The sequence below is a fragment of the Sporosarcina sp. Y1009 genome, from assembly GCF_057669865.1.
Genome location: NZ_JBYHFO010000024.1, coordinates 12,736 through 32,732, shown reverse-complemented (window position 1 = coordinate 32,732; position 19,997 = coordinate 12,736). Strand labels below are relative to the sequence as shown.

The 19,997-nt window shown below is 38.4% G+C and carries 20 protein-coding genes and 1 pseudogene; 4 read left to right on the top strand and 17 right to left on the bottom strand.

The features are described 5' to 3' along the window. Positions 1 to 29: 29 nt before the first annotated feature. From AC25Y1_RS18295 to AC25Y1_RS18270, 6 genes and pseudogenes are all read right to left on the bottom strand, one after another. Positions 30 to 572, bottom strand: coding sequence for an isochorismatase family protein (locus AC25Y1_RS18295; RefSeq protein WP_488149443.1), 543 nt, complete (start codon positions 570 to 572; stop codon positions 30 to 32). A gap of 59 nt (positions 573 to 631) precedes the next feature. Continuing rightward, positions 632 to 1,117 (bottom strand): GNAT family N-acetyltransferase, encoded by a 486-nt coding sequence (locus AC25Y1_RS18290; protein WP_488149442.1) that lies wholly within the window; start codon positions 1,115 to 1,117, stop codon positions 632 to 634. 29 nt (positions 1,118 to 1,146) lie between these two features. Further along, positions 1,147 to 2,154, bottom strand: coding sequence for a GrpB family protein (locus AC25Y1_RS18285; protein WP_488149441.1), 1,008 nt, complete (start codon positions 2,152 to 2,154; stop codon positions 1,147 to 1,149). Beyond that, positions 2,120 to 2,563: an NUDIX hydrolase gene (locus tag AC25Y1_RS18280; RefSeq protein ID WP_488149466.1), complete on the bottom strand. Its 444-nt coding sequence runs from the start codon at positions 2,561 to 2,563 to the stop codon at positions 2,120 to 2,122. Before AC25Y1_RS18280 ends, AC25Y1_RS18285 begins: the two co-directional genes overlap by 35 nt. A 90-nt stretch (positions 2,564 to 2,653) precedes the next feature. Next, positions 2,654 to 3,118: pseudogene (locus AC25Y1_RS18275) on the bottom strand (GNAT family N-acetyltransferase); the annotation flags it as partial. Positions 3,119 to 3,122: 4 nt separating this feature from the next. Continuing rightward, positions 3,123 to 3,701, bottom strand: a complete 579-nt coding sequence (locus tag AC25Y1_RS18270; protein ID WP_488149440.1) for an AAA family ATPase — start codon at positions 3,699 to 3,701, stop codon at positions 3,123 to 3,125. 161 nt (positions 3,702 to 3,862) lie between these two features. On the opposite strand from AC25Y1_RS18270, the gene AC25Y1_RS18265 reads away from it, so the two are divergent. Genes AC25Y1_RS18265 through AC25Y1_RS18250 form a run of 4 tightly spaced genes read left to right on the top strand, consistent with a single transcriptional unit; the run spans position 3,863 to position 6,257 of the window. Next, a complete protein-coding gene (locus tag AC25Y1_RS18265; protein ID WP_488149439.1) occupies positions 3,863 to 4,582 on the top strand; it encodes an ABC transporter ATP-binding protein in 720 nt (239 codons plus the stop codon). 12 nt (positions 4,583 to 4,594) lie between these two features. Then, positions 4,595 to 5,341 (top strand): ABC transporter permease, encoded by a 747-nt coding sequence (locus AC25Y1_RS18260; protein WP_488149438.1) that lies wholly within the window; start codon positions 4,595 to 4,597, stop codon positions 5,339 to 5,341. Positions 5,342 to 5,391: 50 nt separating this feature from the next. After that, positions 5,392 to 5,850: a LytTR family DNA-binding domain-containing protein gene (locus tag AC25Y1_RS18255; RefSeq protein WP_488149437.1), complete on the top strand. Its 459-nt coding sequence runs from the start codon at positions 5,392 to 5,394 to the stop codon at positions 5,848 to 5,850. Next, the gene (locus tag AC25Y1_RS18250) at positions 5,847 to 6,257 is read left to right on the top strand and encodes a DUF3021 domain-containing protein (RefSeq protein ID WP_488149436.1); all 411 of its coding nucleotides are present in this window, start codon (positions 5,847 to 5,849) and stop codon (positions 6,255 to 6,257) included. The genes AC25Y1_RS18255 and AC25Y1_RS18250 overlap by 4 nt, the downstream gene beginning before the upstream one ends. Before the next feature lie 55 nt (positions 6,258 to 6,312). Here AC25Y1_RS18250 and AC25Y1_RS18245 read toward each other — a convergent pair whose 3' ends face one another. The 11 genes from AC25Y1_RS18245 to AC25Y1_RS18195 all read right to left on the bottom strand — a co-directional run bounded on the left by AC25Y1_RS18245 (position 6,313) and on the right by AC25Y1_RS18195 (position 19,992). Then, on the bottom strand, positions 6,313 to 6,933 hold the full coding sequence (locus AC25Y1_RS18245; RefSeq protein ID WP_488149435.1) for a LysE/ArgO family amino acid transporter: 621 nt from the start codon (positions 6,931 to 6,933) through the stop codon (positions 6,313 to 6,315). Between the two features lie 73 nt (positions 6,934 to 7,006). After that, positions 7,007 to 8,203 carry a class I SAM-dependent rRNA methyltransferase gene (locus tag AC25Y1_RS18240; protein ID WP_488149465.1) on the bottom strand — a complete coding sequence of 399 codons (1,197 nt, stop codon included), beginning with the start codon at positions 8,201 to 8,203 and terminating at the stop codon, positions 7,007 to 7,009. Positions 8,204 to 8,294: 91 nt separating this feature from the next. Then, on the bottom strand, positions 8,295 to 8,900 hold the full coding sequence (locus AC25Y1_RS18235) for a hypothetical protein (protein ID WP_488149434.1): 606 nt from the start codon (positions 8,898 to 8,900) through the stop codon (positions 8,295 to 8,297). Between the two features lie 399 nt (positions 8,901 to 9,299). Next, positions 9,300 to 9,740: a hypothetical protein gene (locus AC25Y1_RS18230; RefSeq protein WP_488149433.1), complete on the bottom strand. Its 441-nt coding sequence runs from the start codon at positions 9,738 to 9,740 to the stop codon at positions 9,300 to 9,302. A 3-nt stretch (positions 9,741 to 9,743) separates the two neighbouring features. Next, positions 9,744 to 9,941: a helix-turn-helix transcriptional regulator gene (locus tag AC25Y1_RS18225; protein WP_488149432.1), complete on the bottom strand. Its 198-nt coding sequence runs from the start codon at positions 9,939 to 9,941 to the stop codon at positions 9,744 to 9,746. 141 nt (positions 9,942 to 10,082) lie between these two features. Continuing rightward, positions 10,083 to 12,764 carry a DEAD/DEAH box helicase family protein gene (locus AC25Y1_RS18220; RefSeq protein ID WP_488149431.1) on the bottom strand — a complete coding sequence of 894 codons (2,682 nt, stop codon included), beginning with the start codon at positions 12,762 to 12,764 and terminating at the stop codon, positions 10,083 to 10,085. Positions 12,765 to 12,893: 129 nt separating this feature from the next. Next, complete coding sequence (locus tag AC25Y1_RS18215; RefSeq protein ID WP_488149430.1) at positions 12,894 to 14,942, bottom strand: DUF2339 domain-containing protein; 2,049 nt, start codon at positions 14,940 to 14,942, stop codon at positions 12,894 to 12,896. A 151-nt stretch (positions 14,943 to 15,093) separates the two neighbouring features. Then, the gene (locus AC25Y1_RS18210; RefSeq protein ID WP_488149429.1) at positions 15,094 to 16,524 is read right to left on the bottom strand and encodes a carbon starvation CstA family protein; all 1,431 of its coding nucleotides are present in this window, start codon (positions 16,522 to 16,524) and stop codon (positions 15,094 to 15,096) included. A gap of 182 nt (positions 16,525 to 16,706) precedes the next feature. Then, positions 16,707 to 17,438, bottom strand: a complete 732-nt coding sequence (locus AC25Y1_RS18205; RefSeq protein ID WP_488149428.1) for a LytR/AlgR family response regulator transcription factor — start codon at positions 17,436 to 17,438, stop codon at positions 16,707 to 16,709. Further along, positions 17,435 to 19,174: a LytS/YhcK type 5TM receptor domain-containing protein gene (locus AC25Y1_RS18200; protein ID WP_488149427.1), complete on the bottom strand. Its 1,740-nt coding sequence runs from the start codon at positions 19,172 to 19,174 to the stop codon at positions 17,435 to 17,437. The genes AC25Y1_RS18205 and AC25Y1_RS18200 overlap by 4 nt, the downstream gene beginning before the upstream one ends. A 113-nt stretch (positions 19,175 to 19,287) precedes the next feature. Next, the gene (locus tag AC25Y1_RS18195; RefSeq protein WP_488149426.1) at positions 19,288 to 19,992 is read right to left on the bottom strand and encodes a class C sortase; all 705 of its coding nucleotides are present in this window, start codon (positions 19,990 to 19,992) and stop codon (positions 19,288 to 19,290) included. Positions 19,993 to 19,997: the final 5 nt, after the last annotated feature.

Here is a 19,997-nt window from a genome sequence, read left to right as displayed (position 1 = left end):
GTTAATTCTAGAAATGTGGTGAGTGCCCCTTAGACAGTTTTGTTCGACTTGTATTCTTCTACATATTCCTTGTAATCTAACACTTCCACGGCATCTGACCAATGTAAAACGGTGCCGACAAAGTCTCTAATGTCCAAACCTTTCATTTCATAGGTTTTGCCTGTATTCACTGTTCCTGTCGCATTTTCGATAAACGTTACTTCATATCCTCTATCGAATGCTGCAATCGCTGTAAACATACAACAAAACTCTGTGTTAAAGCCCGTTATGAAAAGATGTTTGACGCCGAGTTCCTCCAATACTGTAGCTAAATTCGTGTTGTAAAAAGAACTCGGTGTTTGTTTCTCAATTACAAGATCTGCGTATTCCTTAACCGAACTATGTAATTCAGAACCAGTAGATTCCTTATAAAGTGGACTTTCCTTTTCATCATCCAAATGCCGCACAAAAATTACTGGTCTTTCATCACTTTTGAAATCTTGAATGACATTTTCTATTAAGGATAGTTCTTCTTGAAAATCCGCAAAGTTCACGATTCCATTTTGTACATCAATGACTAATAATGCTTGCATGTTTTTCCATCTCCTTTTTTTATTAAAGATTAAAAGCATCACCAATACTATTTTGAAACCTAAGCTGAATAAACGCTGCAAATCTTTTTATAATAAACTAGCGTCGCGCTAGAATTTAACTTCTTAGTTACGCCCGTTTTAGTAAATCCCATTTTTTCATATAAATAACAATTTCCTTTTTCCTCAAGTATCGTGGACAATTCCCATGTTGTAGCATGTGGAAATGTTTTTTCTAGTTTTACGATCGACTTCTGTGCGATTCCATGTCCTTGGTACTCAGGCAAAATAAACATAGGACTAATCCAAAATTGTGATTTTTCTTTCCAAAATATACATATAGCACCAACCAGTTGATTATCCAGCATTATTTTGTAAAATCCGCCACTTGGATTGGTTATTCTCGTCCTCGTTCTTTCAATCGTTTCAGTTGCGGGACTCGTGTCAAAATCCTGATACCTTTCAAGTGAGGGCGTAAAGGCTTTAACTTGCATGGCAAAAATAAATTTCACGTCGGACTCTACAGCTTTTTCTAATTTTATTGGCATAACTATCACCTACTTATTAATCATTTCTCCTATCGTTTAGCATCGTTAATAATTATTTCATACATCTCATTCCAACCAGCGTGGTACTTGGAAACTTCATCAGGTTGAATGAAAGTTCGTCTACTTGATTCAAATTCTGCGTCAAAAGGATGTAAGTGGGTGATGTTCATCCTATAAAATACTTGATAGCCTATTTTGGGATAAGGACTTTGTTCATTCCACAATGGATTTTCACCGTGATCAATTTCAATCGATCCTAAAAGCCGGCAGTCGCCTTCGACATACCCCTCTTCCATCGCCTCACGTCTAAAACATTCTTCAGCTGTTTCACCAACTTCAATATGGCCGCCTGGAAAATCCCATCCTCGGTCATTCAAATCAACTATCATTAACTTTCCATCTCCATAACAGAAACCATGAACACTTGTGATGAGTTCCGTTTTCGGTAGCAGGCCTGGCTTCCACGTAAGTTTTAGCTTATGGCCACCCCAATCTACGTGAGTAGTTGTCATATGTACGCTGCTATTTGAACGCCATGCATTCGCTTTTTCCACAAGTTCATTTACAAATTGTTCTTTTCCATCCTGATATTGATGGGTGTTATGAGGAAACTGTTTGGCTAATTCCTTTTTTAAGCCCCCATACTTTGTGGCCTCTTGTGGATGTGCTAGCAAATATTTTTTGAAATCCAAATGGGTTTGTATTGCTTCGTTACCTGTTTGAAATATATGTACATGATGGGTTCTATTGTCTTTCCCCTTTGGAAAATACCTTCTTCCCGGGATTCCGAATTCGCCTTTTGATTCATACCCCATAGAATTCATCTGGTCGTTATATAAATCCACAATTTCAATATTTTTTACAACCATTAAAATATCGATGATTGGTTTCGCATAGCCGACCGGCGGAATCGAAGTACTTCCGATGTGAAAAATATCAATTACTTCATCTGTAAATATCTTTTTCAGAACTTCTTCTTCCCTGCGATACAACTTTTCCCATTCAGTCGTCCAAGGAAGGATCTTCGTTTTCCTCATCAACTCCTCCCCCTTCTATCAATTTATATAGTTCTTCTACAATCTCTACTGGACGAACATCTACTGTTTCAAGTTTATTCAACTCCATCCACAAAGGCTTATAGGTTCCCCGATTTCTAGATGCATGTGTAAATTCTTCGCCTTGCCCACCTCCAAAATTTCCGCCAATGATTTCAGCTAAAAAATAAAACTGTAGTCCATTAAACATTACAGTACCTAGCTTTCTTTTCACTTTTATGACGACACCTAGTTCTTCGAAGGTTTCCCTGATTGCAGCTTGTTCCGCCGTTTCTCCACTTTCAATTCCACCGCCTGGGAAAACATAATACGTCTTTCCATCTCGCACTCTTTGAATCAATGCCACTTTGTCGTTTTCGATGATGATAGAGGCCCCTCGATTCCTCAACAAATTTTCACCCGTTTTTCTATATTCCATCAACCAACAATCGTGATACGCTCCCTCATGAAGTTCTCTTTTCGGAAGCAATTCCACTTTTGTAAAACCACATTTTTCATAACAATAAATGGCGCGTTCATTCTGCGTTCTCGGGTCCATCACAATCCTGTCAGCCCTTTTTTCGCGAATTAAATAATCCACTACGGTACTCACAAGCATCGTACCGATTCCTTTATTTCAATAAGAAACTTCACCGATAAACTGATCCATCCCATATATGATATCTTTTGAATCTGTATAGCCGTACAGTTTTCTTTCTTCATCATCAATTTCATAAAACTGAACATAACCAATGGGTATTTCTTCAAATTCAATTAAGCACTGTGTAATACCATCTTCATCACCAAAAAATTCCTGCTCGACTTTCTCCACATCAAATGGGTTATCGCGCCCTTCGTAGTACTGGAGAACTTTGGGATTTGAAAGCCACTCTGCCAATAGGGTTTTATCACTTTCCGCCAGTGCACGAACCCGCAAATCTTTATTCTCGATAAAAAACTTAACCATCGTCTCAGACTCCTTTAGCAATTAACCCAATATCCTTACGAATGACTTCTAGAATTTCATCCACGCTCAATTCATCCGTAACAATAAACTTTTCAAAACATATATCTTTAAACCCCTCCAAACACTTCTCCGTTTGTTGAAAGCACCAATTTCCTTCCTGTTCCCCTCGTTCTAATAGCCTTTGATGAATTGTCTCTTTTTTGGCAGTTAAACAGAAATGAAAAGTTTGTTCATCTATCGTTTTGAATCCGCCCAAAATGTACTCAAAGTAATCCTTATTATAAATTGTCATTGGAACAATTAAATTCTTCCGATATGTTCTTTGAAGCTGTTCTGCCACAGTAACCGTTAGACTTCTCCACATTTCAAGGTCCTGAAAATTGTCCGATCGCTCATTATGTTTTTTGATTTCATCCGGAATCACATGTCGTAACATGAACCCAACTTCCTCGGGATCAAACAACATGAAATTATCCAGATTCTCTAGTAATTTATTGGCAATAGTTGTCTTTCCTACACCAAATGCGCCGTTAATCATAATTATCATTGGAATCCCTCCATCATTTATATAGTTATTCGTCACCGCAGCTCACTTTCCCTTTTCTACTCGAACCCAAATGCATTTCACCTATTAATAACTGCCAGTTGGCTCCCGAATTAAGCCAGTCACCGAAATAGCGACGACTGCGAGCAAAATAACCCATATACTTTGGTTACAAAGAACATTCAATTGGAGGCGTTACAATGACAATCGTAAGTGTTAGTAACCTGCAAAAAACATATGGAAAAAATGAAGTGTTAAAAGGATTGGATTTTCAAGCAAGCGCGGGAGAAGTCATCGGCGTTATCGGAAAAAACGGGGCAGGCAAGTCAACATTTCTAGAAATTCTTATGACCGTTAGAAACTATGACACTGGGAACGTTACCGTATTTAATGAAGACCTTAAATCACTTTCAACAAATAAACTTGAACGCATGCGGAAACAAATCTCCGTTGTCCTACAACCGACCCAGTTTTACAAAACGTTAAAAGTCGGAGAACTACTAAAATTATTCAAAGCTTATTACAAATCGCCAATTGATATTGAAAAAATCATCACCGATTTCAAATTGGAACCCCACCGTAAAAAGTATTTCGATAAGTTGTCTGGTGGTTGGAAGCAAATTGTCAGTTTGGCCATCGCATTTTTATCACAACCAAAGCTGCTGATTTTAGATGAGCCGACAACTGGATTGGATCCGCATATGCGCAATATTCTCTGGTCCTACATTACCGATTACAACAAGAGAACTGGTGGGACTGTCATTCTGACGACCCATAATATGGATGAAATCGAATTGTACTGCGACAAGGTAATGCTTATCAATAATGGTATCAATGAAGTGTTTGATACGACGGAAGGTATTTTAGGACTTGGATATAAATCCATCAATGAATTTTATCTTACGAAAGTAACTATCTGAGGGGGAATTTAAATGTTAGCGATACAGTTAAAGTATGACTTACTTATGTTTTCCAGAGAATTGTTTTACATGATTTTCACGATTATCATCCCGCCCGCAACCTATCTTTTCATGGGGCAATTATTCGGAGATCAGACTTACGTGGGTAATCTTAGTTATGCAGAAACGTATACACCTTCATTCATCTTACTAATCACATTCGGCGTCATCTTTTTTGCTTTCGGATTCGACCAAGTGATGAACCGTACAACCGGCGTCGAAAGGCGCATCAGTCTTTCACCTGTACCGCAAAAAATGTTGCTACTTTCAGCGATTTTGAAATCAATTATCATTACAAGTATCGGTTTTTTCCTAGTCTTCATCATTGGTATGCTCGTTTACAATTTAGTATTCGAGCCAGTACGAATTCTTGGCGCTTACGGGTTTTTCATCATACTGAATGCCGTATTACTTATCATTTCCTCGGCTATCTATTCTTTATTTAAAAGTATGAATGCCGCACTTGTGTTTTCAATCGTCATTTTTCAAATTGTTATCTTTACAGGAGGATTCGCAATGCCAATCAGCATGATGCCAAAGTTTGTTCAAGTAATTGCTGAAATTAATCCGCTCTACCACATGAATAATTTATTCATCTCAATTTGGAATGAACAGTTAACATTCAATAACGGAACGCTCATTTCCATCGGTTACATTGCTAGTCTAGTAATCGTTGCACTAATCATCATTCAATTCTCAAATAAAAGACGGATTTCCTAAAGACAATTGTCATCTAAACAGATACACTAATGTCAAGAGAGGTGTCTGAAATGAAAGTATCTTTAATGATTGATAGTGATTATATAGAAACTAAAGTGACGATTGAAACGCCTGAATTGGATAATTCTGTACAGGAAATTCTTGATTTTATAAAAGGTAGAGAAACAGAGTTCCTAGTCGGAAAAGATGGGGAAATGCAACATATTATGAAGCCAGGCGACATCCATTATTTTCACACAGAAAAAGATGGCGTTGTCGCCGTAACGTCTGATGGGTCATTTAAATTAAGGGAGAAGTTGTATGAACTAGAGGAAATTCTTCCTGCAGCGAAATTCATTCGGCTATCGAAGTCGGTTATCGCAAATCTTCATGAATTGAGCCGCTTCGAAGCATCGTTTAACGGCACACTTTGCGTATATTTTAAATCCGGCGCGAAAGAATATGTGTCGCGAACATACGTAAATACCATAAAAGAAGCACTAAAAGTAAATAGGAGGAAAAACGTGTGAAGACCTTTTTATTTAGAAGCATGGTTGGGATTTTCTTTGGCGCATTTCTTGCTGTTGTCGTGACAAATTCCGTCGTCTATTTTGGCAATCAAGAAATGCTTGATGGACAAATTTTCATGAAAAACTCACTAGGATCTATATTTTGCGGTTGGTTTTTCACAGTGAGTCCACTTTACTTTGAGAATACTAAATTACGACTCTCTCAACAAACTGCATTGCATTTTGTGACAGTTGTTGTTGCTTATTTCATACTTGCATTTGGAATTGGTTGGATTCCATTTACCATGAAAAGCTTACTAGTTATGTTAGCAATATTCATTGCTTTCTATTCAGTATTTTGGACTGCCTTCTACCTGCATTTCAGAAAACAGGCGCAGAAATTGAATGAAGAACTCGATGGGCTTTAATAGGAATGGAAAAATCCGCACTAGTTATACTCCCCAGTGCGGATCTCCTTTGTGACTAACCAATGTTCTCCATCAGTCGAATCGCCATAAAAATCGCCACTGCCCAGACGACTAGGGCTGATACTTTATTTAATAATGCCATCAGGTTTCCAGTTCGATCCAACTTACCAAAATAGCGTCCAGCTAAGGCAAGTCCTAAAAACCATAGCCACGATACAATAATAGTCGCAAGTGCGAATGCGACTCGAATATCACCTGAGTAGCTTAATGAATTCGTACCGATGACACCGATTGTATCCAGAATTGCGTGAGGATTTAAGAGAGAAACAGACACCGCGAAGATAATTTGCCTTTTCATTGAAAACGTCTTCTCTACAATTTCAGTTGTCGAAATAGTCGTCCTCCATAAAACAAATCCCATATAAAGAAGGAAAACGATTCCGATGCTGAATATAATATTTTCGAGCCAAGCAAACGTCAGAACAAGTAGTGACACACCCGAAACCGCGGCGACAATGAGGATTGTGTCACAAATTCCGGCAGTTATAACGACGGGTAGTGCCTTAGAAAACTTTGGTTGAAGTACGCCTTGATTGAAAACGAAAACATTTTGTACACCTAACGGAATAATAAGTCCAAATGCAAGGATAATACCGTGTAATATAGCCTCCGTCACTGTTTCCCCTCCGAACCTTATATCTATATGTAAAAAAAGTCACACCGGGATAATTCCCAGTGCGACATTTAAATTATTTCGTTTTCTGTAGAATAACGACTTTTAAGTAGTTGAACTCTGGGTAATCTCGATTCGTGCGGAAATCTTTTGGTAATGAAGACTCTTCGAGAATTTTATATTTTGAGCCAGAATCGGTAAAGGCTTTTTCAATAAACGTTTTGAATCGCTTCATACCGAAGCTCGCGTTGTTCGTAGATGCGACGATAATTCCATTTTTCTCTGTAATTGCGATAGCATCCATCAATAGTTCAGGATAATTTTTAGCCGTACTAAATGTGTATTTTTTCGAGCGTGCAAAGCTCGGCGGATCAAGGATAACCAAATCGAATTTCAATTCATGGCGTTTCGCATAACGGAAGTAATCGAACACGTCCATGACACGAATTTCTTGTTGATCATAATCAAATCCATTCACACTTAACTGTTCAATTGTTTTCGCTTCGCTCCGGCTGGCCAAGTCAATATTTGTTGTTTTTAAAGCACCGCCATGTAGAGCAGCAACTGAAAAGGCACCAGTATAAGAAAATGTGTTTAAAACATTTTTTCCATCAGAATAGTTTTCGCGAATTGCTTTGCGAACATCACGTTGATCGAGGAAGACGCCTGTCATTGCACCGTCATTTAAGTCCACGGCGAAGTTCATACCATTTTCTTTGACGATGATTGGGAAATCTCCTTGTTCGCCTCTTACAAAATCATCTTGTTCGATGTATTGACCTTTTGTGTCAAAACGCTTCTTCTCGTAAATTCCTTTGTAGTCAACGATTTTTTCAAGAACTCCGTAGACATGGTGTTTAAGCGAGTAAATTCCAGCACTGTACCAACTCACCATGAAAAAACCATCGAAATAATCAATCGTTAAGCCGCCAATTCCATCGCCTTCGCCGTTGAATACCCGAAAAGCCGTTGTGATTGGATCTTCAAAGAAAGACTCACGGCGTTCAAAGGCTCTTCTAATCTTTACTTCAAAGAATTCGAAGTTAATTTCTTCGTTTTCATTTTTTGTAAGCACCCAGCCAATCCCTTTATTCTGCTCGCCGTAATAGCCCTTTGCAACAAATCGAAAGTTGCGGTCTACCAGTCGGATAACGCTTCCTTCATCCTTAAGTGCGTCTGGATTCAAAACGGCCTCTTTGAGAATTAATGGGTAGCCTTTTTTTATGTCAGAAATACTTTTTGCGTTTAGTTGTAAATTAATTGTTTTTGTCATGTTTTCATCCATTCAATCGTTTTTCCCATTATCGCATGTTTTCGTTAAAATTGCGAAAATGAAAAAGCTTCCTGGAAAGAAGCTTTTATTATTATGATAATATACGGACAGCTAAGTGTCGCCACATGCCCATGCGATGAGCAATAATCGGCTTATCTTCGATGTCTCTAACTTTATTTATATATGATTGCAAGTTTCCTTCATAAACACGTTTCAAACATTTTAATTGTGAAAAATGATGAGGCTGTACTAAATTTGGTGGTACGGCAAACATTTGTATGCCGCTCTCATTTACAATTGTAGCGACAAATTGGGAACAAAAGAATGCATGTTTCCGCGGCAATTCTCTGTTAACCGCAACTGCGAATAGACCTATAAAATTATACTTATAAAATTCCTTCATCTGTTCAATTTGACCGATTTTCACACGCATCTTTAAATATTCCTCGGCTGTTACTTCATAACTATATATCGCACAATCGGCATGTTCAAAAATTCCTTCTGTTACATTCTCTTTCACAAAACCACCTATAAATGGATTGTGGCGTTGTTTGCGACCGAAACTATACACCTCAGTCAACTTGTCGTCAAAAGCGATCGACGCATGATTAAGATCTTTTCGCGTATACATTCCTATTGCTTTAGATAATAAAGTCCCTGTATCCGTTAGCACGATGTATATTGTCTTTTTCCCCATGGCAATCCTCCCTACTTTCCCTTCGCAAGAAGCAGTAGTGCCCCCTATTGCTTAGTGTCTAGATTAATTATGCCCTGTCCTGCCCCAGAAATAAACCGGCTTTGGTTGGGGAATATCTACGACCTGAGACCTATTTTCCTCCAAATAATTTTAAATTATTTTTCGGTAATTTCTTTCTATTATAACCATTATACGTATTAATAGGTGAGAAAGTTTCAAATTCTCATTTGTTTCGTTTGACGAATGATTTTATAATATCTAAAATGAGGTTTATATTTTACTATAAGAAGTAGCGCCAAACTTCATTGTCGAGGAAATCAAAAGTTTATATTTTCCTATGCACTAATCTTGAGAGTACCGACAAACAGCCCTAAATGTCCCCAAAGAAAAAATTATTCTTCACTCAACTTCTTCAACTCGCTTATTAATAACTCTTCGACCGATCAACGCTACGCCCATTCCCCCAGAAATAATCGCTATTAGCAAACCCATAATCCGATCACTTACCTGACCATTTTCACTCAAAGAAAAATCCTCATTGAAAATAAATGGAACGGTCGAAAAAATCCCCATTGTTGCAGCCAATCCCAATAATACTGCAATGAAAATCGGGTAATCATTCTTACTAAAATAGGCATTTTTAGCAATCGACATCACTGCAAAGTACATACCAGGAATCCAAATCAATATAAATGACTCCAGAAAAGGGGAGGCCCATACACCATAACCCGCTTTAACATAGCCGTTAATACCTATCAATATCAAAACCATTATGAATGATTGAAACGCAATTCGATGCCTATTTGCAATTTGAAACTCATCATATCGTGTGTTTTTCATTTTTCATTCCTCCCAAAATAAATCATTCAATGTTAAATTGAGTGCTTTGCAAATTGCGATACAAAGATTCAATGAAGGGTTATAATCTCCATTTTCGATTGCATTCATTGTCTGACGTGTAACCCCAACAAGATCAGCCAATTTAGCTTGCGATAAATCTTTTGCTCCGCGTGCCGCCTTTAATCGTAGATTTTTCTTCATCGCAATTCCTCCTATTAATTACATCATAGTAAGTGTGAACTTTAATGTCAATTATACCCGACATTAGGAAATATATATATTACACAATATATATATAAAAGAAGCACAGAGACAATTCATCTGTACTTCTTACACAATTACTTATCGCCAACCACTAATCCGATCCGCCTTCTCAACAAAAGCCCCTGACAAAGCTGTCAATCTTGCAGACAGAAGCTCTTTTCTTCCATCAAATGTCCGTGTGTAAATCAGTTCTGCTTTACCAACACGTTTTTTCCACTCTGTTTGCAAAAACTCAGCATGCTCTTTTTTTCGACCTAATTCTTGTGGGACTGCATGAACGTCTTTTCGTTTAATCACTTTACCCGCTTGTCGAACGAGTAGGTATCTAGGATTTTCGATTGGATCAATAAATTCTTTTAATGCCTTCATAAAGACATTTTTATCATGCGTTGTTCCGTCCACTAACCAACAGGTATATTCGCCAAATCCATCGTTTGTGACATGAATCATGTCTTTTCGATATGGCGTGCGAACTAGTTTTGCATGATGCAACGAAACATAGAGCGCCTCTCCGATTTCTTTCATGCTCGATTCAACCGAAGGATGCCTAAAATAGAGTTTACCTACCCGGAACACTGAAGGCAATCCAAACAGAATACCAAGAATCATTCCGTAAAACACACCGATACCGATTGTTACGCCATCGAACCGCCATAGAATCTTAGCGGCATCGACAATTCCGCCCATTATCGTAAACCCAGCCAACCATAATAATCCCCTTAAAGAGTGTTGCAAGAAAAATGGTCGTGGCCATGATTTTCTATCCGCCACAATTTCTTCTGTCATTTCCCTTCCATTAGAAATCGCTCGTGCCCATCTCACAAACAATCCGTCGCGCTTGGAAGACCTCGTAAATGTTTTTTCATTCATGATCCCAATTTTTTCAGGTGTGAAAATAGGCTGATCCAACCTTAAGCGAGTGATTCCTGTTTCAATGACGTCTTTTTCAACGCCTACCCCGACAAGTGAACGAAAACGTCTTTCAAGTAAATCGTAATCATAGCCCATATCCTCTATATCACGATTTACACAAACTAGATGCCAGATTGATGATGTTTTTTCCGGATTATTGCGGTCCACCCGAATCGCTCGTCCGCGCATTTGATTGGACTGCATAAATGAGCCGACATAAGACGCCATAATGAGCGAATTGACAGACGGAGCATCCCACCCTTCGCCGAGCAGTGCCGCAGTGCCAATCAGTACGTCGATTTCACCTTTTGTAAACACTTCAGTCAAAATTGAAACGACTTTTTGTCGATTTCCGGCAGTCAACTCCGTGCGAATGAAAGTAGGATCATGCGCAAGTTCTTTCCACACTAACTGACAATCTTCGCGGACTGCGATTTCTTCGACAAGTTTTTGTGCATGTTTTGGAATAATAACGAGTGAACCAGTTAATACAGCAACCTTAACTTGCGCTCCCATACTTCTCCGGATGACTTCGAAAATAGGGACGACTCCGATACGCGTAAGTGGCAACTCATCTCCCTTGCGATTTGGGAGATCAGCCAATCGAATATAATCTGTCAGAATGACCATGCGTAGTTTCTCTTTCAGTAATGTCTTTTCGAATTTCACAATTTCTCGTATGCTTTTCAATTTCGAAACACTTTGCGTCAATTTTCGATTCATTTCACTGGTAGATTGTAAACGTACCTTTTTCCGCTCGATTGCGCCCATTCGTGTTAGCTTACTTTTAATATTTTTTCGGAATTCCGGATCCTTTGTCATATGTTGATCTGAGAATAACATGCCATTTAAAAGCTCTTCCAACCATTCGATTGAAAATGCCGGCATATCCTTTTCAGACACACCGACGACGGGCAAGGCTTCCAAATGCCTGTCGCTGCCAACATGATTTAAGAAGATTAATAAGCTTGAAAAGTAAGCTGGTTGCTCTAAAATTTCACCGACATATTCCATAGGATCCATCATCCACGGATGATTTTCCAGCAAATTCGTACTTCGTTCGTCATGAATAAAGGATTCGATAAATGCATGTACTTCCTCTCTAAAGTGAAGAATCATTTTCAGTTCCTCATCTTCAGGCGCTGAAAAATGAACATAATCTTGGTGCGGACATAGTTCTTTCGCTTTGACTAATTCAGGGACGCTAATTTCTATATCGATGGTTCCGCATAATTCTATGTAGCGCTGCCATTCCATAGCAGAAACGTCGAATGGCGGTGTGGCAGTTAACGACACTACGTAGCTGTTTCGGAGTTCGTTGCGGACTTGCATCATCGAATGCCACCAAGCAGTTCGTAAATGATGGGCTTCATCTAAAATAAGCGTGCCAAAACCGAGTGCTTTTATTTTCTGTTGGATTAGCGCACTTTCACTTATGGCGATTGGCCCTTCTTCTTGCAGCTCAACATCATCGACTTGCTCATCTTCATCTTCGTCAAGAAAATCATTATCTTTATAGATACTATGTAAGGATTGATAAGTTGTAATGGTAATAAACTTAGGATTCTTAATATCCATAGAAATCCAATCCGGCTTCTCATTCAAAAGGAATAACGCTATAAATCGATCTTTCCATTGTTGTTTAATCGCTAGTGTCGGTGCTACGATTAACGTTGCTTTATTCACCCGCAACATCACTTCAAGGCCAAGCACCGTCTTCCCAGATCCTGGTGGTGCAACTAGGTGAAGATTTTTCCCTTTCATATATGTGTCAAGTTCGTTTAAAACTCGATTCTGATAGGATCGCCATTCATAACAAAACTGAATCCCTTTCGGAAATGTTTTCATAAGACAATCCTCCTTCAATTTTCTCTTATCCCTATATACGTTCTCACTTCCATCGAAGTTTCACATTCGTTCTAATGAATCTTATAACAGAAGGCATCCACTAGTAAGTAGATGCCTTCCAAGATAAAATTATTCTTTAAAAAAAGTCTTCGAATAAAGCAAACCGACAACCCCAACAATTGTGAATAGAATTGCCCGTATGAGTATCGAAACAGCACCCAGGTCAATGATGAACAACTTCAACACACAGAGTACGATTAACCCTGCCCCGATGAATTTAACGTATTTCCAACCAAGTTTTCTGCCAATACTAATTGACGCAAAAGCAAACGCGAATAACAGGAATGTGTGCGCGAGGAGGATATATTCTCTATCCCACTCGTACGTCTGCACAAATGTTAGGAACCATTTATTCAAAAAGATGAAGTAAACGGCTTGCATAATAATTGCTAGGATCGGAAGCTTAACTTTAAAATCTGCTCGTTTAATCATGAACTTATCTTTCATGATTGCTATAAATAGGATGGTGAGCCCAATGAGATAAATTATTTCTACGGATAGATTTAGTAAGTAATTTTCATATTCAATATAAGTCGCTAATCGTAAGCCCATTGTGATTAGCCCTAAAAACAGATAAAGAACTATCGCAGAGTAGGCTAAATATTTCCCTCTTGCCCATTTAGAAAGCTGTGTCATCGCGCCAATTGCAATAATCATGACAAGTAAATGAAGATGCTCGCTTGTCGCAAAACCAATTTTAAAGTTCGATAATGTAATCGACGTTAGTTTAATGAGATAAAAGAGTAAAATAATCTGTCCGACAATTAAACTTTGATCGATTCTCTTTACATCCACTTTTAAATTCGTAGGAAGAAATTGATAAGCGGTGTAATAGATGAATGCCAGTGTCAGCATTAACACGACCCAAGCCAAATTCTCCAACGACATAAATTCGTAAATCTCTGTTACGAGAACCGCCATGCCTGCCACGATGTAAATAAACGAACTCGTAGCAATTGTTCTTTTTGTTTTATAACGAAAGCCCACCCATAAACCCACTGCTCCGTTGATGAGCAACAAAATAATTTTCGTTTCGCCATTTTCCATATTAAACGATAAAACAAATGCACTTACCGCAAGTATCGCCACTGCGGAAAATACACCTTGCAGTAAATTATCTTTTTTCACGAATGAAAATACAGAAAGTGCGACATAAAGTGCTGCAAAAAGACCGTATACGAGGATTTCTTGATTATGCGCCAGCACTTTAATCCAACCTAGTGCTAATGCGAAATTCGAATAAATCAATGCTTCCGTAAACACATGACGCTCAATTTTCCCTTTCAAATAAAATGCTAGTAGCAGTATATGTTGAATGATCACAGTGCCGACAATGATTGGTTCATCCCCGACATCTCCGCTTAATACACCGTAAGTCAACAGCGTTAAATGGAACAATAAAAATGAAATGTAAAAAGTGTATTTGTGTTTTTGTCTAAGTGTCACATAAAACAAGGACAGGAACAAAATTAGGATATATGCGCAAAATTGAATGGACGTCGCGCTCTCCCCTTCAAGTAAGAATGGAAGTAAAAAACCTGCGATTGCCGAAAAAATGGTTAGCGTTTCTGATTTTGTTTTCTCGGATAACCATAAGCCCGCTGCAATATAAGCGACGCCGATGACAAATGCTACTATAAAACTAAAATAACCATATAGATGATGTGCTGCAAATGTTGTGAGAATTCCAAGTGCGATAAAGCCGCCGAGTAATGTTAAGCCAAACACTTTGTTCTTTTTCCCGTAGTATTTCATTCCAAAGTAATAAAGTAGACCGGTTCCCGCATAGCCCATAACGATTCGGACTGGATTTGTAATGAAGCCGTTGTCCATTCCAACTTTCAACCCCCAAAGAACGCCTAACAGTAAAATGAACATGAATACGCGTGGAAGCCATTGACTTAACGCTTTCTCAAAATCAAATTCTTTTTTAACAGGTTTCGCTACGAGTGCCACCTTTTCCTGTTGTACAGGATTTTCTAGTGGCCTAAAAGTTTTAGTTTCCTCGACGACTTGTGTACTTTTCCCCAGTAACTGTGCCTGTTGTGCTTTCAACAGCTTCATTTCTTCTTCTAAATACTCGAGCCTCTTCATAATTTCCTGTTGATTTTCGGACATTTCCCGCCTCCTCCATCTTACTAACCTATTTTCTGCAATCAAAAAAGATGCTACTCTACTTAGTTAAAAGTAGAGTAGCATTCTTTATTTTCCATCTATTGCTAATAAGTTTACCAAACTTTCAGATAGACATACAACAATTTCTTTGATCTTAATCTACCGGAATATCTGTTTCAATTTTGTTTCGTTTATTATTCACTGCTTTAATAAAGAACATTACCGCAAGTATCACTGTTAGAACAATCCCTACAATATAGGACACATTCAAGTCTAAATTCAAACCAATTTTTTGATTTAATATATAGACAAAAACCATATAGGTTATAAACAGCGCTGGTATAAGCGAAATAATGTAGTTTTTCCCTTTAATGAATAGATACATTGTCGCAATCCATAATGCGATTGCAGCCGTGGCCTGGTTCGCCCAAGAGAAGTATCTCCACAAAATATTGAAGTCAATTTGTGTCAACAATGCTGAGACTACAAATAATGGAATCGCAATCGCTAAACGTTTGACCATTTTTCCTTGATCGATTTTTAAATAGTCAGCAATGATTGAACGTGCCGCACGGAATGCTGTATCTCCAGATGTAATTGGGAGGACAACCGCACCTAATACCGCAATCGTTCCACCAACAGCTCCAAGTAATGTCATGGAAACTTCATTTACCACCGCAGAAGGTGTACCTGTTGCAATGAATTCACTTAATGTTTGTCCATCAAGCATACTCATTGCAGCTGCTGCCCAGATCATAGCGATGACTGCTTCAGCGATCATCATTCCGTAAAATACATAACGACCTTGCGATTCTTTTTCAACCGTTCTAGAAATAATCGGTGATTGTGTTGCATGGAAACCCGATAATGCACCACAAGTAATTGTGAAGAATAAAATCGGGAAAATCGGTAAATTATCAGGATGCATATTTTGGAGTGTCAACTCTGGAATTGTATAATCCGAAAGTAGTAACGCACCACCAACACCTACAGTACCAATTAATAGAACAGCTCCGAAATACGGATAGAGTCTACCAATGATTTTATCAATCGGTAAAATAGTAGATAAGAAATAGTAAATGAAAATAATGACAATAATAATCCACAGCGCAATTTTACCATCAACTAGTATAGCTAATAGTGAAGCTGGCGTCGTAACAAATACAGTTCCTACTAATAGAAGTAATAATAACGCGAAAATATTTACAATATGTCTAGAAAATGCACCAAGGAATTTCCCGGCTAGTTCAGGTATATGCGCCCCACGATTTCGAATTGAAATCATACCTGTTAAATAATCATGCGTTGCTCCTGCAAAAATCGCCCCTAATACAATCCATAAAAATGCAACTGGACCGAATAATGCCCCCATGATCGGACCGAAAATCGGACCTGTTCCCGCTATATTCAATAACTGAATCAATGCGTTTTTATGCTTGTTCATCGGTACGTAGTCTACACCATCGGCATTTGCATAAGCTGGCGTCTTTCTCGATTCAATTGGATCGAAAACTCTTTCGACAAATTTACCATAAACAAAATAAGCCACTATTAATATAACGATCGACACTAAAAAAGTAATCATTTGTCAAACACGCTCCCATTCCCCTTTTTCTGAATACGCTTACACTCTACTTTTCAGAAGTGTTTTCCACGACTTCCATCGCTATCTTAAGTCTATAGGAAGTGTTCATTTATAAATGAAAATTGTTACAACATGTCGAAAATGAACGTTAACATGTGGATATGAAGGATTAACGCGCTTTCTTATAACTCAAGACGATGGCGTAATTCTTTGACGTAATTACGGCTAACAGATAATTTCTCTTCTCGCCCTTCAATTTCAAGTTGAAATGCCCCATTAAACCACGGCGTTAATCGATTCACATAAGTTAAATTCACAATAAAACCTTTATGGATTCTAAAGAAAGAGAAAGGGACTAAACGGTCTTCTAATTCTTTTAATGAAAATTTCACATCGAATTGACGTGACCCCGTCACAATTTTCGTTACATTATCTTCACGGTATATATAGATAATATCTCTGATTAACACATAATTAATCTCCCCATCTGTTTCCACAGCCAATTTCCCAATTGTACTAGGCTCCTCTTTTGTTGATGGCAGAGACAATTCTTTTTCAATTCTATTGATTGTTTGTCTTAACTGCTCAACATCATAGGGTTTGAGTAAATAGTCAATGGCATTAAACCGAAAAGCTTCTGCAGCAAACTGTGGATAAGCTGTTGCAAAAACGATAAGCGGCACTTCTTTCATGCTCATTAATGATTTTGCCACTTCCATTCCATTCATTTTCGGCATTTCAACATCCAAAAATACGACGTCTGGTTTGAGCTTAAGTGCTTGTAAAATAGCAGATTCGCCATTTTCCGCCTCTCCTACTACGTGAATGCTCGGAAATTTACTAACTAAATAAGTTAACTCTTCACGTGCATACCTTTCATCATCGACGATTAATGTTCTGATTGTCGGCATCAAGGATTCACCTCCAATTTTGGGATTCGAAATGATATCGTAGTCCCTTTTCCAATTTCACTTTCAATTTTCAAACCGGCTTGTTCCCCAAACGTCATGATTAAGCGCCGATTGACATTGAATAAGCCGACGCCAGTCCCAGTTTCAGATTCCAATTGTTCAGTACCCAAAATACGAATTCGCTCAGGATGAATTCCTTGCCCGTTATCTTCTACTTTAATTTCAATTTCACGAGGCAGCTCTCGCACCGTCACGATGATGACACTCCCTTTTTCCATGTCTTTAATGCCGTGGTGGATAGCGTTTTCTACAATTGGTTGTAATGTAAATGGCGGGATCATTTGAGTGGATAGATTATGATCAACTTTGTACTGTATTGACAATTTATCCACAAATCTTGCTTCTATAATTTCCAAATAGGATGTCACATGTGATAACTCCTGTTCCAAGGAGACTTCAGAAACGGTTGTGCCTGTAACATTTTGGCGTAAGAAATAAGACAATGACGTCAATAACTTTCTAGCTTGGTCAGGATCCGTGCGAATTAAAGACACGATGATGTTCATTGAATTAAATAGAAAATGTGGACTTATTTGCGCTTGTAAGGCATTGATTTCAGCTTCTTTTGCCAATTGATAAGCATGATCTGTTTCAGCAAGTTCGAGTTGATTGCTTAATAATGAACTGAGTCCTGAGATTAGCTCTATATTGATATCCGTAATTGCCTTTTCAGATGGATAATATAATTTCAACGTTCCAATCGTTACACCACGACTTATGAGCGGCGCGATGACCGCTGCCCCTAAAGGACATGTTTCACTTTCACAATGAATTGTTCCTTTATGAACTACGCTTAACTGACCGCTCTGAATCACCTCTCTTGTTTCAGCTGTTTGAATTGGGCTGTTTTCTTTATGGTGATCATCCGCAAGTCCGACATGCGCAACAATATGAGAGTTGTCTGTTAGTGCAACAGCACTTGGTTTAAGTTCATGGAATAGAATATTACAGACTGCTGATGCCGTTGCATGATTCATGCCTTTTCGCAGATGACCAAGTGTTTGGTTGGCAATCCGTAATGTTTTTTGTGCTTGAAGCGCAGTTACTTTTTCTTGATCACTAATGACATTGTGGACAATTAACAGAAATAGTGCCGCCCCAATACCATTCGCTAAGATCATCGGTACGCCAATCACTTCAACCAGTGCGAATGCTTTTTCGAATGGTTTTGAAAAAAGAAGAATAAGACTCATTTGCATCGCTTCAGCGAGTGCACCAATTCCAAATGCGACAATCGGTTTCACATTTTTCCCTTTACGATAAAAAGCACTGGCTATGATTCCAGCAATAATGGTTGAAATACCACAAGCAAAACCAGTAAAACCACCTAAAGTCATTCGATGGATTCCCGCGATTAACCCCGCTCCTACTCCTAGGCGATATCCCCCTAAAAGACCCGCAACGACAACCCCGATAACTCGCGAGTTCGCAAGTGCTTCATCCTGCGTCAACATTGTCGAAATACTATTAAAATCCAATGTATCTGTATTGAATGCAACACCTAAATAGGTTCCCGCAATACCAAATAATCCAAAAAATAAAATCGCTGTAAGTTCTTGTTTGTTATCCAATTTATCGTGTTGAACCAAGTTTTTAAAGAAGCGTAATCTGGTCAGTATAAAGGCAACTGCAATAATTGTTCCGACTCTTTCTAACATGATTATTAATAAATCGACCAAATAGACACCTCCACAAAAGCTATACTCTTTATTATCCATTACTTTTGAACTTTTTGAAACCTTATTTTGTTCATAAGAAAAAACCAGCCTTTTAACTTTTGGCTGGTTTTGATTTATTTTCTTGATGCTTCGATTAGGTTGATTCGCTCCGCGTGAATTAGTAGTCGGTGCGTGTTACTTCCATAGGGATGGCAAGTGATTAATGTCGACAAATCTTTCTCAGGTTGAATTTGAAGGGTGTCTGTTTCATGCGGTAAGATAATATCTTGACCCGTAATTCGGTAGGAAATCGTTTCGTTTAACACATGAATATGGAAAACATCTCCTTCCCCTAATTTATCAAGATGTTGGAATTGCTCTCTAATGATTCCACCTCGGTGCCCCGCAATCACAGTGTGCGTATTTAAGCCACCAATTGGCAGTGAAGAGCCTTCCACTTGTGCGACACCTATATTAAGATTTCCAACTGTCGCCCCAATATAAATTGGCTCTTTAATTTTAAGTTTAGGTATTTCGAGTACCCCAAAGATGTTTTCATCAATCGCTTGATTCGTACATTCAATAGTACCTTCAACACTTGATTGAAAACTAAAAGGATCTTGAAAGGCTTCGGGATTTTCGAAGATGGTATCGTTACATTTGGCAATCGATTCAATTCGTTGTTTTGCTTCTGTTTCTGTGACTTGCATGATTTCTTCCTGAAATGTGTGAATGATAGCTTCTTGTTCGATTGATGTAGAGTATCGCGCGATATGTGGGTAGAGAAATATGAGTAAGCCGGTGCTGAACAATGCTATAATTAGCCAGTTTCGTTTCAACATCC